This window comes from Bacteroides caecigallinarum (assembly GCF_016901995.1).
Taxonomy (GTDB): Bacteria; Bacteroidota; Bacteroidia; order Bacteroidales; family Bacteroidaceae; genus Phocaeicola; species Phocaeicola cellulolyticus.
Map to the genome: position 1 here is coordinate 1 of NZ_JACJLE010000037.1, position 16,896 is coordinate 16,896.

Below are 16,896 nucleotides of genomic sequence, written 5' to 3' on the forward strand. Positions count from 1 at the left end.
TAAACTCTGCCGGAGTGTAATATTTTCCGGTAAATTCGTTCATTCTCTCATGCGAATGGTTAAGCAGACGAATAAGATATGTGGGAGTTCCTGTGCTGAACCAATAGTCTTTGATACGTTTGGCGTCAAGAGTATTCAACAAGCTGAAAGGATTATAAATGTCTGTCAGTTTATCGCTGAAGTGGTATCCATCGTACTGTTTCTTCAGCAGTTTATACATTTCTTCCGGTGTACACTGATACTCAACAGCCATTTGCGATACAGGTTCAGTAAAATATTTTCCAATCTCCTCCTGAGTAATACCGCACAGAGCTTCATAACGTACATCCATACTTATATCTTTCGGCTGGTTGAATCCGCTGAACACACTTACCTGCGAGAACTTGGTTACACCTGTCAGCAAAACGAATTGCAAATGCTTATCCGCTCCCTTAAACACGGAATAAAAAGCTTTCAGAATGTTTCGATGTTTGTCTTCCAGACTGGTATCCACATCCAGTACATCAAGCATAGGTTTGTCGTATTCATCTACAAGTACCACAGCGCGTTGGCCTGTCTGAAGATGAGCGGCTTCGAGAATCTTTATAAAGCGGTCGCCAAGACCCAATTCATTTACTCTTACAGGCAGATTGTATTTCTGTTCCCATTCCGCCAGATAAAAGTTAAGTTTCTTTTCCAGTTCTCCTGAGTTTGTGAAATTAGTTGCGTTGAAATCCACATGGAAAACGGGATACTCGTTCCATTCTGTCTCCATCTTTTCTATGGCAAGACCACGAAACAGTTCCTTACGTCCTGAATAATAGTTTTCCAGAGTAGAAACAAGTAGGCTCTTTCCGAACCGTCTTGGTCGACTGAGAAAATAAATGCTTCCATTATGTGTAAGGTCATAAATAATGTCAGTTTTATCAACATATATATAACCTTCTTGAATAATGCGTTCAAAACTCTGGATACCAATTGGAAATTTCATAACCTGATTTTTTTTTTGTACTTTACGCAAAGGTAAATAAAAAATCAGACTTTCACGTCATTAATTAATAGGTCTTTTCCCAATTTTAATACTCAATATAATCAAGTATCCCCTGAATATAGGCTATAGTCACTCCATAATTGGTCATAGGGATGTTCTGTTCCTTGGCTTTTGCCACACGGTTCATCATGAATTTCCTGTTGAACATACATGCGCCGCAATGGATAACCAGGTCGTAGCCATCAAGATTTTCCGGAAAGTCGTGTCCTGATACAATATCTATATGTATGTCATTGCCAAACCTTTTTCGAAGCATGGCTGGGATTTTTTCACGGCCAATATCCTCTGTGAGTGGGGCATGGGTGCATGCTTCGGCTATAAGGACTTTTGAATTGTTGTTCAGTTTGCCTATCGTGCGTGCACCTTCTACAAAATAGTCTATATCGCCCTTGTGCTTGGCAAAGAGTACTGAGAACGATGTCAGTATGCTTTCCTTTGGCTTCAGTTCGAAAACGGTCTTGAATACCTGTGAGTCTGTGATAATAAGTTTCGGAGGATTTGCCATTGCTTTGAGCATTGCTTCCAGCTTGTCTGTGGTGCAGCTCATTACAAGGCATTTCTTGTCAAGAAGTTCACGCAGGGTTTGAACCTGAGGCAAGATTAGTCTGCCTTTCGGAGCCTGAATGTCCTGTGGCATGACTAACAGTACGGTATCGTTTTCGCCGGCAAGATTTCCTATTATACTATTGTCGGAAGAGTTGTCAGGCTGGTTTTCTATCAGCGCTTTTCTTATCTCGTCGATGCCTTCCTTTGTCAGCGTACTTGCTATGACAGGTTTGATACCGCATTTCTTCTCTATAGCAAGAGCTGTTTCTGTCTTGTTGTCCAGAATATCTGCCTTGTTGAGTACCCATATCACCGGTGTATTCTTTGCGGTGAGTACTTTCTGCCATCGAAGTTCTTCTTCGATATTATCGTCTGTGCAGACCATAATAGCTATGTCAGTGCGTTCCGTAGCCTTTAATGTCTGTTTGACTCTCAGATTTCCAAGTTCTCCCTCATCATCGAATCCGGCTGTGTCTATAAATACACACGGGCCTATGCCGTGTATTTCCATTGATTTATATACAGGGTCGGTAGTAGTTCCGGCTACGTCCGAAACTACTGAAACTTCCTGTCCTGTGATGGCATTTATCAACGATGATTTTCCACTGTTTCTTTTACCGAAAAGTGCTATATGTGTGCGGTTTGATCTTGGAGTATCTTGCAATGACATATTATTATGGTTATTTAAGCTGTAGTTATATTATCAGAATCTGAAGTCGCGTTTTCCTTCGCCAATGTATTTCAGATTTTCTATTGCACGTCTCTTTATTGCAGGATTAGGAATCTTTTCCATCTGCTCACGTATCATCTTCGTACCGAGGGCTTTTGTCTCAGGAGAGGCATAGTCTTCCAGATATTCCTGCAGAGTCATAAGCGCGTTTGGCGAGCAGCAGTTAGCTATCTGTCCTGTTTTTACCAATGACATGAAGCGGTCGCCTGTACGTCCTTCGCGATAGCAAGCAGTGCAGAAGCTTGGGATATATCCGAGTTTCAGCAGCCATGACACTATTTCGTCCAGTGTACGGTTGTCGCTGATATCGAACTGTGAGGAGTTTTCTTCCGGTGTCTCTTCTACGGCATATCCGCCTACGCTTGTACGCGAACCTCCGCTTATCTGTGAGATACCGAGTTCAAGAACCTTCTCGCGCGATTTCTGCGATTCGCGTGTAGATATAATCATTCCCGTGTATGGCACAGCTATACGGATGATGGCTACAATCTTCTGGAATATCTCGTCGGAGATAGCATTTTCGAAGTCTGCGGCATTTATATCGTCGGCAGAACATATTCGCGGTACGCTAATAGTGTGAGGGCCAACTCCATAAATGGCTTCCAGATGTTCCGCGTGCATCAGCAGTCCGGTGAAATCGTACTTATAGGTATTCAGGCCGAACAGAACACCGAGTCCTACATCGTCTATTCCACCTTCCATCGCTCTGTCCATTGCCTCTGTGTGATAAGCATAATTGCTTTTAGGGCCACGCGGATGAAGTTTCTCATAATTCTCCTTATGATATGTTTCCTGGAAAAGAATGTATGTACCTATTCCTGCCTCGTGAAGCTTTCTGTAGTTCTCTACAGTTGTGGCAGCGATATTTACGTTTACACGGCGTATGGCTCCGTTCTTATGCTTTATTCCGTATATTGTCTTGATGGATTCAAGGATATATTCTATAGGATTGTGCAACGGGTCTTCGCCGGCTTCAAGTGCCAGACGTTTGTGTCCCATATCCTGAAGTGCTATGACTTCGCGTTCTATATCTTCCTGACTGAGCTTTTTGCGGGCTATAGTCTTGTTTTTGATATGGTAAGGGCAATACACACAGCTGTTTACGCAATAGTTTGAAAGATACAGCGGGGCGAACATCACTATTCTGTTGCCGTATAATTTCTGCTTGATTTCCTTTGCCAAGCTGAATATCTCTTCCAGTAGTTCCGGGTCATTACATTCAAGCAGAAGTGCGGCTTCACGGTGACTGATACCTTTGCAAGCTCTTGCTTTTTCTATAATGGATGATATGAGTTCTCTGTTTCCAGCATTCTCTTCCGCATATTTCAATGTGTCAAGAATTTCATCATGGCTGATAAATTCTTCAGCCTTTTTTGAATCGGCTCTGTACATAATTATATTTTTTAGAAGTTATAGGGGTTAAAGGAGTTATGAAAATTAAAGAATTAACTTCTCTTATTCAACATAATCTCCTCGACCGTAGTCAATAGTATAACCAATGGCACTAAGCTTTTGTTCAAGAAAAGCCAGACCTTCTGCTGCTTCGGCACCCATTGATGCCTTATTGTTGTACAGCGAGTATTTGCTTCTTTCCTGTGGAGGAGAGAGATTTGGCATCACTACATTTGCACCTGCCAGTATTCCTCTTTCGCGTCCGTCGGGGGCGAGTGAAGCCAATGCCGTGGTTGACGGTATGAGTGCGTGTGGATGCATAAGTCTGAATATTGACAACAGGAGTAGGGTAGTGCGTATGCTGCCAGCGCTTTTATCAGCAAATGGAGTGTCACGGTGCGGTATGAAAGGGCCTATTCCTATCATCTGTGGCTTGAATTCGCCGATGAACAGAATATCTTCAATGATATTGTCTGTGGTCTGTCCCGGACTGCCGACCATAATGCCTGTACCTGTCTGATAGCCTATCTCTTTCAGGTTCTTAAGGCATTGCAGCCTGTTTTGCAGTGACATCGTTTCGGGATGCAGCAATGAATAATGATACGGATTGTGAGTTTCATGACGGAGCAGATATCTGTTGGCTCCGGCTTCATAGAACATCTTGTATGCTTCGTATGATTTTTCTCCCAAAGAAAGGGTTATGGCAGCGTCCGGATATTCCCGGCGTATGGACGATACAACGTCTGCTATTCTTTCGTCGGTCATATAGTTGTCTTCGCCACCCTGGAGTACAAAAGTACGGAACCCCAGCCTGTAGCCTTCGTCACAGCATTGCAGTATAGTTTCCTTGTCTAGTCTGTATCTTTCCACATTCCTGTTGCTACGGCGTATTCCGCAGTACAGACAGTCGTTATGACAACAGTTTCCTACCTCAATAAGTCCGCGTACGAAAATCCTGTTGCCGAACACTTTCTGTGTTTCGGAGCGTGCAATGCTGTTTATCAGTTCAAGACTGTCGTCATCGCAGTCATCCAATAATATACGAAATTCATCGGAAGAAAGTGTTTTCTCCCGATGAAGTCGCTCTATAAGTTTTCTCATATATATGTGATATGAAAAATCTTTATTTATTCTTCTTCCTTGTAGTTCTCGTATTTCAGAGGACGTTTCAGCAAATCCTGATTAAGCTGTCTTTTGCCTGAAAGAGGATCGTTGAATGAACTTGGACCAGTGATACATCCTTCAGGGCAGGCCATCATTTCGATGAACTGTGCGTCAACTTTACCAGTCTTGGCGTATGCTCTGAGAACACCGATATTCTTCTTGTTGAAATCCGAAATCTGCATAATCTTAATGCCGTTTGCCTTTTCACCCAGGTAAGCTTTTACAGCTCCTGCCACACCTCCGGCCTGTGCAAATCCGTGAGCCTCGCATACAGATTCTTTGGCTACCTTGTATGGAGAAACTTCCTTCAGGTCAATTCCCATACCTTTGATAACTGAGCTTATTTCCTCGAAAGTCATCACATAATCTACACATTCATCGCGCTGTGCTTCTTTTCTCTTGGCGATACATGGACCTATGAATACCACTTTAGCATCAGGATATTTCTTCTTTGCGATGCGTGATGCGTAGTACATTGGAGAACCTGTAGTAGAAACGTATGGTTTCATTGCAGGTATGTGCTTGTTTACAAGTTCTATATATGAAGGACAGCATGAAGTAGTCATAAACGTCTGTCCTTCAGCAATCTTTTCAAGAAGTTCGTGGGCTTCATTGCTTGTGGTCTGCATAGCTCCTTCAGCTACTTCGATAACATCGGCAAAACCAATCTGCTTTAATGCTCCATATACTTCATCTATTTTAGCATCAAACTGTCCGAGTATTGATGGGGCAGGGATGGCAATCACCTGTTTTCCTGCACGTATCTCTTCAAGAACATCGAACACCTGTGAAATCTCGAATATGGCACCGAAAGGACATGCGTTAAGACATTTTCCACAATAGATACATTTGCTTTCGTCGATATGCTCTATGTTGTGTTCATCCTTGCTGATAGCCTTTACAGGACATGCTTCCTCGCATGGTACAGGAATATATACGATAGCATGATAAGGACAGCTCTTATGACAGATACCGCAGCTTATACAAGTGTCGTGGTCAATACGTGCCTGACCTGTTTTCTTGTCGAAATGTACAGCACCTTTAGGGCAGTTCATGTAGCAGCTTCTTGCCACACAACCTCTACACAGGTTACTTACTTCATAGTTTACCTGAACGCATGATGAACAAGCCTCGTCTATCACGCAAAGAATGTTTTCCTTGATTTTTCCGTGTCTTTCAAGTGCCTTGCGTGCATATTCAGACAGCGGTGTAAGTTCGTCTGTCTCGTCGGACATATCCCATCCCAACAGAGGGAGTGACTTGTATTTTGTCACCGCACGTTCCTTGTGGATACAGCAACGTCCTACAGGCTGAGAACGTCTTGGACTGAATTCCAATGGAATACGGTCGATTTTTTCAATTAACTGTTTCTCCTTCCACAAAGCTACCAGATTTTCAAGCAGTTTGTGTCTCACAATCATTACGTTGTTGGTAAATGCCATAAGTAAAAAAGTAGTGTGATGTTAGTTAAAAATATAGTTAGTTATTCCTTGTTTTCTTCTGCGCCGCGCAGAATAAGAGTAGTAGCTCCTAAAGTGAAAATACTTCCTTCTTCGATTATAACTCTTTCTTTAGGCCCCAGGATTTCATTCATGTGGAATGTTCCTGTAATACTGTCGTTATCCCTTAATGTATATATTAATTTTCCTTGTTTATTTCTTTTTACGTTGATTATGCAATGTCTGCGGTCCATGCTCGGATCGTTTGTTTCTATGGCTATATCAACATCTGTTCCCTTGCATCTGCGTCCTATCACGTTATCGCCTTCATGCAGAGGCAATACCTGTTTGTATGCAAAAGTGTTTTCAATAACCACTACATTGCCAAAATCCTTTGTTCCTTCCTTTTCGTCTATGATTTCTTCGCGACGTGTTGCTGCATTAAGCTTGGTACGTCCCAAACGTATGCTGAACTGTTTCTTACACTCGGGGCAGATGAAAACCAATGACTGTCCTTCTTCATACTTGGTTTCATCAAACTGGATGTAATTGTCGCATTTAGGACATCTTACTCTTTTCATTCCTTAAAAATTAATCATTTGGATTTATTCAGTAACCACGCTGTCTTGAACTGTTCGTCTTTTCTCAGTTCATTTATCTTTTCGTAGGCTTTTGCCTTGTCAGTATAGCTGTATAATGCTATACGATAACGGTTGTCCGATGCCAGAATAGTAGCTTCATTATATCCCTGTTTCTTGAACTTGGCAAGCTCTTTTTCCGCATCCTGCATGGTTTGCAGACTCGCTACGATAATGAACATACCCTTATTCTGTGAAGATTTGCTTTTCTGTACTTCTTTTGTACTTTTTGTTTCCGCCTTGACTGACTCAGCCTTGATCACCTCTTTCTTTGCGACAGCAGGTAATACCTTTACTTCTTTAGAAGCTTTAGGCTCGGCTTTTTCCACCTTTACACTTTTAACAGCAACAGGACGTAATGTGTTCACATTATTTCGTCTGTTTGTCGCATTATTCTGCTTGATATCCTTTGTTTCAAGCGATGTCGTTGCCATTGACTTGCTTCTGATGGCATCAAGCATGGTTTCTGCTCCTAAAGATGCATAACTTGAATTATCGAGATAAGTGTTCTCTACCGGAACAGAGAGTACAAAGAATAATATAACAGCAGCGGCAATTCCTACAGCATGCTCTGCCATACGCTTAATGATATGGCGCTGTTTTGCCTTTTCTTTCCTGTCTTCTTCGCAAGAAGATACTGTTTCTATCATTATACGCGGTTCTACGGTGGTTTCCTTGACCGGTTTCAACTCAGAAAGAGGAGAAATTGAGAAACTGCCCAAACCATACAGACTCGGACTGAAGAAAGCATTCTGATATGGTTCAAAACCATATACTCCTGCCATAGTATAATATAGCGTTCCTATATTTTCAAGTTCTGCCTGTCCGTTTTTATATAATGAATCTTTTATTTGAGATACTACACTCTCAATTTTCCTGCTTGCATCAGGAAAGTCAGTGTCGTAGGCTTGCATGTATGACTGTGCCAATAAACCGTCGTTTATTATAAGCTGCGGATTGAAACCGATAGTCCTTACCGGCGGGCAAAATACATTTGCAGAATCCTTGAACTCTGCAGCTTTATTGTGTGCAATGAAACCTCCCAGACCGGGAACTATTACACAGTCATTTTCCAGTAAAAGTACTTCTATATGTCTTGCTAACTCTTTCATACTGCAAAATTATAATTTTTTTAGAAGACCGTACACGTTTTGAGGATAAATTTGTGCTTAAAGCGGACTATTTTCGAAATAGTCAACTTTTAGGCCAAGAAATCAAAACCATGTTCAGACTACGTTCACTGAACGTTTCCTGAACGCCCGGTGAACGTGTCCTAAAAGGTTTTTCAGCTCTGAATTTTACTCATCAGCACTTCTGCCAGTTCTGTCTGTTCTGCATCCTGTGCAAGTTTAATTCCTTCTTTCATTGTTTCTATGCCTTCTTTTGTAGTGAAGAAAGCATTGAAACGGCGGAGAGTCTGAATTTGCGGAATAGCGAAGTTTCTTGGCTCAGGATTGTGCGGACATAATGCAGAGAGTTGTTCCGCATCAATCTTCTCGTCGAGCATATCTCTGAAAAGATTTTTGTATGGCAGACTGAACTTGTTAGCCAAAGGTTTGAATGTTACATGATACAGATTCTTCAGAGTTGTACGTCCGTTCTTGTCATGATAATTTACCTGTATTGGCTGATATGTACAGATTGCCATCAGTAGAGAATCGGCAACAGCAGAAGCGGAATCCTCGTCTTCCATATTGCATATTATTTCCTCACCGTCGAAAGGACTGTCCAGGCCTTCCATTTTTGTTACCGCTGAATTTTCCAGATAAAGGATTTCGTCAGTGATGATTTCCTTTCCTTCTATTCCCCAATCAAACAGTCCTGTCCTGAGTTGGAAATGTCTGGACTGGTAGATATACTGGTTTCCTATTGTTGTTGTGACGCGGATATAATCGTATTTCTGTGTTAAAGAGACTATTTCCTTTTGCATCTTCTCTTTCATCGCTTCCTCGTCATCAGTTATATCGTCTGATTTCTTATCGATGGAAGTTTCAGCAGCCGGAAGTACTTCATTTTCTTCTTCATTAACAGGTGGTACTTCCTCTGGCGTTTGAACTGTAAGGCTGATATTTGCTATTTCACTTTCCAGGGTTTTCACTTTTTCGGAGAGGGTAGTGTTCTCTTCTTTCTCCTTATTATATAACTCTTTGAGTGATGCTATTTCCTTTTCACGGCTTTCTATTTCTTTGTTTAAGTTGTCTTTCTCTGCAATGTGAAGTTCATTTGCTGATTTTAGCTCATTGCTCAGAGTCTCTTTTTCCGCTTTGTGGCTTTCTTTGAGCGAATCCAATTCTTTGCTTAGCGTTTCAAGCTCTTTACTGAGATTTTCTTTTTCCTTGTTAAGAGCCTCTTTCTCCTTGCTGAGAACTTCCTTTTCTTTATTCAGAGTCTCATTTTCCTTTCCAAGTTCTTCATTCTTTTTGTCAAGGTTTTTCTTTTCATTGCCGAGAGCATTCTTTTCTTGCAACAGACTTTCCTTTTCGTTACAAAGATTTTCTTTCTCTTTGATTAGTGCTTCTTTTTCTGTATTCAGTTCAGCAATAACCTTTTGCAGATTTTCAATTTCCCCGCTCATCTTTTCTGATTCAAAGGAAATTTTGCTTGTCTCTTCCTTATGCTTTTCGGAATTCTCTTTTGCGGATTTCTCCAGTTCCTCTTTTTCTTTGACTAAAGTCTCGTATTTTTCTTTGAGCGCTTTCAGCTCATCAGCCACCAACTCATATTCGCTGTTGTGATTTTCCTTTTCGGCTTGATGAAGTTCATGAAGCGATTCCAGCTCTTTGTTGAGGCTTTCTTTTTCAGAAAGATGACGTTCTTTGATTGATTTCAGTTCATTGCTGACTGCCTCATTCTCATTGCTGAGCGTCTCCTTTTCTTTGCTGATAGTCTCCAGTTCTTTAGCAAGATTTTCTTTTTCTGTGCCAAGAGTTTCCTTTTCCTTACAGAGTGTTTCTTTTTCTTTCTCGAGAATATCTTTCTCTGCATTCAATCTTTCTATGACCTTCTGCAGATTTTCGATCTCCCCGGACATCTTTTCAGATTCCAGGGAAACCTTATCTGTTTCTTCTTTAAACTTTTCAGAATTTTCCTTGATGACGTTTTCAAGATTATCTTTCTCCATGACCAGGGCCTCGTACTTTTCCTTCAGCTCATTAAGCTCGTCGGATACCACCCCATATTCATTGCTGAGACTTTCTTTTTTCTTTTTGTACTTGTCGTTGAGGACGTTATATTCCCTTGATGTACTTCTCAACAGTTCAGACAGTCTTCTGTTTTCAAGCCTAAGTCTGGTAAGTTCGGTACTTTGAGCTTTAATGTCAAGCCCATATAATGCTTTATAGATTTTAAGTGCAAGTTTACCCATGTCATGTATGATTTATCAATCTCTGAATCGTTTTGTCAGTTCTCCAAATTCGTCAATTCTGCGGTCTCTAAGGAACGGCCACCAGCGACGTACGTTCTCGCTGCGGTTCATGTCTATATCGACTATGATATTTTCTTCCTTCATATTGTCAGCCTGGGCAATTATCTCTCCCTGCGGACCTGCCACGAAGCTGTTTCCCCAGAACTGGATACCGTTGGTCTGGCCTGAAGGATCAGGCTCATGTCCTACACGGTTTACTGCGATTACAGGCAGTCCGTTTGCCACAGCATGACCTCTCTGCACTGTAACCCATGCACCGAGCTGACGAAGTTTCTCTTCCTGGGTGTCAGTGCTTTCCCAGCCTATGGCAGTAGGATAGATGAGCAGTTCTGCTCCCTTGAGCGCCATCATGCGGGCTCCTTCCGGATACCATTGGTCCCAGCATACCTGTACACCGAGCTTTCCTACTGAAGTCTGAATCGGCTCGAAACCTATATCGCCCGGAGTGAAATAGAATTTTTCGTAATAAGCAGGATCGTCCGGAATATGCATCTTGCGGTATTTACCTGCTATGCTTCCGTCCTTTTCGAACACTACGGCTGTGTTGTGATACAGACCTGCCGCACGGCGTTCGAACAGTGATGTTACAAGAACTATACCGTATGCCGCTGCTATTTCGCTATAAAATCCTGTTGAAGGGCCTGGTATAGGTTCTGCAAGGTCGAACAGTCTTGTGTCTTCTGTCTGGCAGAAGTAAAGTGAGTTGTGCAATTCCTGCAATACTACTAGTTGTGCTCCGGCTTTTGCCAGTGAAGCTATATTTCTGTGAAGTTTTTCCAAGTTATATTTGATATCTCCTGTGCATGACTGCTGGACGATACCTACTCTTATTATTCTGCTCATGTCTGTTAAATTATAATGTTGATGTTTTTATCCTTTGAATACTGATTCTGGGTATTGCATTGTAACGCAATGCAATGATCCGTGCTGTTTGATGAGGGCATTACAGTCTATGCCTACGATTTCTCTTCCCGGGAAAGCCTGTGACAGAACTCTTGCCGCTTCCTTGTCATTTTCAGGCTGACCGTAAGTAGGGTATAGCACAGCATCGTTCATTATCAGGAAGTTCGCGTAAGTGGCTGGCAGTCTGTAGCCGTCCTCATCATAGATAGCTTCCGGCATAGGCAGAGGAAGTAGTCTGTATGGTTTGCCGTCGAGTGTAGTAAATGACTCCAGCTGCTTTTCCATAGCTTGCAGGGCGCTGTAATGCTCGTCGTCGGGATTGCTGCATTTTACGTATGCTATTGTGTCGTCCGGACAAAGTCTTGCAAGGGTATCAACATGGCTGTCAGTGTCGTCGCCCGCCAGATAACCATAGTCCAGCCAGAGAATCTGCTGAAGACTGAAAGCATCTTTCAGATAGTCTTCTATCTCATGGCGCGACATTGTATCGTTTCTGTTTGGTGCCAACAGGCAAAGCGATGTGGTGAGGAGCGTACCTTTTCCGTCGCTTTCAATGGAACCGCCTTCCAGAACGAAGTCACGCTTGTTTATATAGTCACCGTTCAGAATGTGCTTGCCGAAAAGCTTGCTGTTGATAAGGTTATCCTTGTCGGCAGCGAATTTCATACCCCATCCGTTGAAACAGAAATCCAGCAGTTGAGGGTCGCCATGTTTGTCTTTCAGTGTAATGAATGCGTGGTCTCTTGCCCAAGTGTCGTTAGTCTTGCACTGAAAGAACGTGATATTCTCTTTATATGGAAAATCTTTGAGTGCCTCCGGGAATTCCGGTGCAACAAGTAGGAGAGGTTGTCTTGATGCAATCTCTGTAGCGAGATTTACAAAACACTTTTCCACTTCTTCCAACATATAAGCCCAATCTGTATTGATGTGTGGCCATGTCAGCTGTATATAACTCTGTTTGTCCCATTCTGACGGGAGCGAAAGATTACTGTTCATTATTCTTATATTGTTTTTATGTGTATTCATTTCTTGTTCTCCGACATTTTCTTCTTTCTGTACAATCGGAAATTGCTTACCCAGTCAATAAGCTCGTCCCAACGGGTAAAGTCCTTTTTATAGATAAGACCTATACCCTGCGTGGTGAGCGTTGACTTAGTGAAGTATCTGTCGTTCGTCTGGTTATATCCTCTCAATCGGAAGTCGCCGTTTTTGGTCAACAGCCAGATCGCTTCGAAATCGCCTACAAAGTTAGTATTTCTCAGCGTATTTTCCTTATATCCGAAGTTTCCGTTTATAATAAGTCTGTTGTTCAGAAGTCTTCCGCTCAGTATGGCTTCTGCCTCAACGTCTGTCCAACCGTTCTGACCTGTAGTAAGGTTTGTTCCAAGGTTCCAGTTCTGGCTGTCGATAACCTGCGAGAGCATATTGTTAAGCTGTCCTGACAATGTGCTGAATGCCAGCGAACTTGTAGCATCGGACTGTCCGCTCTGTGCGGCATAATCGTATGTATAGAATTTGCCAACTCCAAGCAGATAGATAATCTGTGTTGTCATCTGTTCCGGTGTGCTGGTCAGACTCTTCACTACTTGTCTGTCCTCTTCGTTTATTGTAGGCAACTCTATGTCGAAACTTAAATTTGGCGATGTCAACAGTCCCGAAAGGTTTACTATACAGTTCACCCTGATATTGCCCCTGGTGGATGTTGCGTCCGCAATAAGGTCGTTCAGTGATGCTGAAGGGACAGTATAAACGGCCTGTACGTTCAGGTTCGCTGCCTTAGGGTCTCCATTGAAAGAAACGCTGCCTCCCTGTCTGAGGACAAAATCTTTCCTTATGATGTTCTGCATACTCAGCTTGTAGATACCTTCCGATATGTTGTAATTGCCGAATATCTGGAAATTGCCTTTGTTGAAGAAGTTTATTCTCAAACTTCCTGTACCCTTTGCAGAGATGTAATCACCTGAAGCCGGATCCATTATAATTTTCATGTCGGCCTGTGCGGACGGTTCTATCTGTAGGTTTATTCTTATGTCTTGTGGAACTGCATTATCTTCATCAGTGTTTTGTTCGTTCAAATAATGATACAGTTCGGTATGTATTTCTTCCTGTCTTCGCTTTGGTGTTCTATCCACGAAAGTAATGAACTGCTTGCTTATGGCTTCAGTGGCCGTTCCTAGTACATAGACAAAAGAAGTCTTGTCTTCAGCCCTTACATTTCCGTCAACCACAAGTCCAGTATTCTCAATTCCTCTAATAGTAGTTCTTCCCGAAGCATAGATATTTCCGTAGAAAGGAAATTCCGGAGTTTCACTGTCTGAGCTGAAAACCATCATGTTATTTGTGTCGAAATGGAACATATAACTGAGGTGTTTGAGCTTTTGATGTCTTAAATATCCGTTTGCTACACCTGAATTACCTTCGCTGTCGGTCAGTTTTATATCCTTGAACAGGAATTCACCTGAGTTTATTATTACCGAATCGGCTTTGGCTTCGAATCTGCTGTTCAGTACATTTACTTTCATTCCAATTTCAGCCTTGGCTCTGCCTTCCAGGTCAAGTCCCTTGAACGGACCGAACAGTCGTACATTGCCGTACGCCTTTCCATGTATGTCGCTGAAAATATCTTTTATAAAATGCTGAAGGAAAGCCAAGTCTGTACCTCCGGCATTGATGTCCAGGTCAAGTCCTTTCTCCTTTGGCGATATATAGCCTTTTACTCCGGTAAATACTCCGTCCGATTTACGTATATCCGCATCGAGCAGTATTCTGCCTTTGTCGTTATCAAAACCGCCTTTTATATCAGCCTCGCCCAATAACGCCTCGTTCAGTGAGAAATTACCTACTTTGAGGTTAGCGTCAAGCAAAGGTTTCTTCAGTACATTTGAGACAAATACTTTACCGCTTGCGTTTCCTTCGAATTTTACCGCATGGAATTGTATCATGTCCATTATGTACAGCAGATTTACGTTCTGAAGATCGACAATACAGGAATCCGCTTCGGTTGTACCCAGACGGCCGTTGACTTTAACATACTGTTTGCCATGTTCGAAAAGGAAGTTTGATATGTCTATGCTGTCCTTGTCGATACTTATGTTCGACTTGTGTATGTTCCATATAGTGTCGTTAAGTACGATCTGGCTTGGTTTCAATTCAATGTCCGTATGCAGTTTGCCGTTATTGGCATTCTTCGAGAATATTGTATATGCAGAAACCTTTCCGCTATATGTAACGTTGGTGTTGTTTCCCCAAAATACGTTTGTGGCAAGCGTGTCGTTGTATGCTATAGCATTCAGACTTAAATTCACCATAGCACCTTTGTTCATCAGCAAGTTGGATCTTACATGGCAATGAAGGTCTTTCTGAGGGTTTTCGAACAGTAATGTGGTCGATTCGTATTTCTTGTTGTTGTATATGATTTCCGGAATGTTGGCATTTATATAAACCTTTGTCTTGCTGTCGTCTATATATCCGTTGATAGTGGCCGGCATACTCATGTCAATAGGCAACTTCATGACTTTATGCAGAAAGTCTGAGTTGTCAATATTAAACTTGAGTGTAAAGTTATTGTCAGTTTTTTGTTTGATAATCTTGTTGTCTTCCTGGAAGAATGACGGAATATATCTGTGGGCCACCTTTACAACACTCGAGGTAATGGTCTTGTATGAATAATTACCATTAATCTCACCGTTCATGAAATCAGACTCTATCCTGACAGTTTTGCCATTCTGGTTTTTATTGGCCATAAGTCTGAAATATGGCAGAAAGTAATTGTTTTCCACATCTTCCGAAGCACACATCAAACTGTCGATACTGATATTTCCTTCTATATCGTCAAGAGATTTACCATTAAAATCCGCCAAAAGATTTAAGGAATATGTGGTGTTGACATATTTTTTGCTAAGTTTAAGCTTGTCAGGTCTGAAATCCCTTAATCCTGCCGTAAGTTTAAATACAGGAGTTTCTTCAGCCGTGGAAAATTTACCGTCGATGTTTAATTTAATGTTTTCATCGTTTATGGCAATATGTCCGTCGAAACCGCCAGGAGTATATCTACCGTTCAGTATGATATTATGATAAGTATATCCTTTCACATCCAGGTATTTTATTTCCCCTTTTACATGTGATTCCGGCTTGTTATCCATATACGTAAGTCCATTCAAAGTCAAATCGAATGCAGCATTACCCAGCAGATTGTCTTTTTCTACAAGTTTACCCAAATTCAGTTCTTGTGAATATACTTTACCGGAATATGACCTTCTTTTATTGACCGAGTCTCTGTTCATGAAGAACTGCGATTGTATATTGCCGAGCGGGGTGTATATGGTAATTCTGTTTTCTATCTTGTCCGGTGTTCCTTTTATTTTTCCGGAAACGCTTGCCGATGCGATTCTTTGGACTATACCGGGCATATTGTTGTTCCCGTTGATGTTATGGAAAATCCACTTTGCCCCTTTTTCGCTTACGTCAATTTCCTTGATGTCAATGTCAAAATTGGTGTTTGCTGTGTCGTTGGCAAGGACAAGGTCGCCTCCCAATAACAGATTTACCGATCTGTCGTTTGAGAAGATGTTCAGGTTTCTTATAGAATGGATAGTATTTTTGTTTGTCAACATGGCATTTATGTTGACGGTATCATTGAAGTTTTTTAGTGCCGGTATCAGCGGTTTTACGTCAGAAGGTACGATTTTTGCCGACAGGTCGCACATATAGTTGATGTCTGAAATCTGTTTGATTTGCATCATGTTGTCAAAATCTGCTTTCAGGCTGTCTATGCGTATGTTGCTATTAGGAAGTAAAAGCTCGAAATCATCAATACGCAGGTTGTTTTTATTCCCTATGGCCTTGAAAGACAGTTTCTTCAGTGTCAGACCTGATTTCTCTGCCATACTTATACGTTTGACATGAATATTCAGCGAGTCCTGTGATAACGCTTTCAATGAAATATTAGCAGATATATTTTTTACAGAAACATGCGAAGGGTTGAACTTTACGTCAGTTTCATCCTCTGAAAGGATATTGAAATTGACGCTACTTCTTCTTACGAGTATTGAATTTATTCTTAAATCAATTATTTTCTTCTCTTTGTCCTTATCCTTGCTGGCGAATAAATCGGTGATAAATTTGATATTCAAGTCGGACTGTTTGTCTTTCTTGACAAGATTAAAGTCCGATCCGAAGAGTTGGATACTGTTTATGCTGATTTTACCTCTTAAAATAGCCTGTATATCGAATTTGGCTGAAAATCTGGCTATATTGACAATATTGCTGCAATCTTTATCGTATATCTCAAGGTCGTTTATTATGATTCTGTTGAGCAGACCTAAATCAATATTTCCGATTTTTACTTCCGTATGCAGTATTTTTGTCAGTTCGCGAACTGCAATAGCACTGATACTTTGCTGAACGAAAGGAATATTAAGCAAAGCTATCAATCCGAAATATATGACCATCATTGATATGATAATGGTTCTGAATGTATGTTTTAGCAGTGTGAACTTTCTCATTATAATGTGTAAATCAGTACAAAAATACAAATATCATGCTTAATACACCCATAAAAGCTAATGATATTTCAGAAATTTTGCAAAAAAAACGGAATATCAGTGCCTTTTTTATGTGAATAAGAGAAA

The 16,896-nt window shown here is 41.4% G+C and carries 11 protein-coding genes; all 11 read right to left on the bottom strand.

Annotated features, from left to right (window positions below):
• Positions 1-970, bottom strand: a 970-nt coding sequence (locus H6A61_RS10265) for an AAA family ATPase (RefSeq protein WP_204393377.1), incomplete at its 3' end; no start/stop codon positions are given.
• A gap of 85 nt (positions 971-1,055) precedes the next feature.
• Positions 1,056-2,246, bottom strand: coding sequence for a [FeFe] hydrogenase H-cluster maturation GTPase HydF (gene hydF / locus H6A61_RS10270; protein ID WP_204393379.1), 1,191 nt, complete (start codon positions 2,244-2,246; stop codon positions 1,056-1,058).
• Positions 2,247-2,279: 33 nt separating this feature from the next.
• A complete protein-coding gene (hydG, locus tag H6A61_RS10275; RefSeq protein WP_204393381.1) occupies positions 2,280-3,698 on the bottom strand; it encodes a [FeFe] hydrogenase H-cluster radical SAM maturase HydG in 1,419 nt (472 codons plus the stop codon).
• A 63-nt stretch (positions 3,699-3,761) separates the two neighbouring features.
• Positions 3,762-4,799: a [FeFe] hydrogenase H-cluster radical SAM maturase HydE gene (gene hydE / locus H6A61_RS10280; protein ID WP_204393383.1), complete on the bottom strand. Its 1,038-nt coding sequence runs from the start codon at positions 4,797-4,799 to the stop codon at positions 3,762-3,764.
• A gap of 26 nt (positions 4,800-4,825) precedes the next feature.
• Positions 4,826-6,304 carry a 4Fe-4S dicluster domain-containing protein gene (locus tag H6A61_RS10285; RefSeq protein ID WP_154042616.1) on the bottom strand — a complete coding sequence of 493 codons (1,479 nt, stop codon included), beginning with the start codon at positions 6,302-6,304 and terminating at the stop codon, positions 4,826-4,828.
• A gap of 41 nt (positions 6,305-6,345) precedes the next feature.
• Positions 6,346-6,882, bottom strand: a complete 537-nt coding sequence (locus H6A61_RS10290) for an FHA domain-containing protein (RefSeq protein ID WP_204393385.1) — start codon at positions 6,880-6,882, stop codon at positions 6,346-6,348.
• Between the two features lie 14 nt (positions 6,883-6,896).
• Positions 6,897-8,051, bottom strand: coding sequence for an SPOR domain-containing protein (locus H6A61_RS10295; RefSeq protein WP_204393387.1), 1,155 nt, complete (start codon positions 8,049-8,051; stop codon positions 6,897-6,899).
• A gap of 173 nt (positions 8,052-8,224) precedes the next feature.
• Complete coding sequence (locus H6A61_RS10300; protein ID WP_204393389.1) at positions 8,225-10,303, bottom strand: hypothetical protein; 2,079 nt, start codon at positions 10,301-10,303, stop codon at positions 8,225-8,227.
• A gap of 15 nt (positions 10,304-10,318) precedes the next feature.
• Positions 10,319-11,206 carry a carbon-nitrogen hydrolase gene (locus tag H6A61_RS10305; RefSeq protein ID WP_154042620.1) on the bottom strand — a complete coding sequence of 296 codons (888 nt, stop codon included), beginning with the start codon at positions 11,204-11,206 and terminating at the stop codon, positions 10,319-10,321.
• A 27-nt stretch (positions 11,207-11,233) separates the two neighbouring features.
• Positions 11,234-12,262, bottom strand: a complete 1,029-nt coding sequence (locus tag H6A61_RS10310) for an agmatine deiminase family protein (RefSeq protein ID WP_204393391.1) — start codon at positions 12,260-12,262, stop codon at positions 11,234-11,236.
• Positions 12,263-12,288: 26 nt separating this feature from the next.
• Complete coding sequence (locus H6A61_RS10315; RefSeq protein ID WP_204393393.1) at positions 12,289-16,770, bottom strand: translocation/assembly module TamB domain-containing protein; 4,482 nt, start codon at positions 16,768-16,770, stop codon at positions 12,289-12,291.
• Positions 16,771-16,896: the final 126 nt, after the last annotated feature.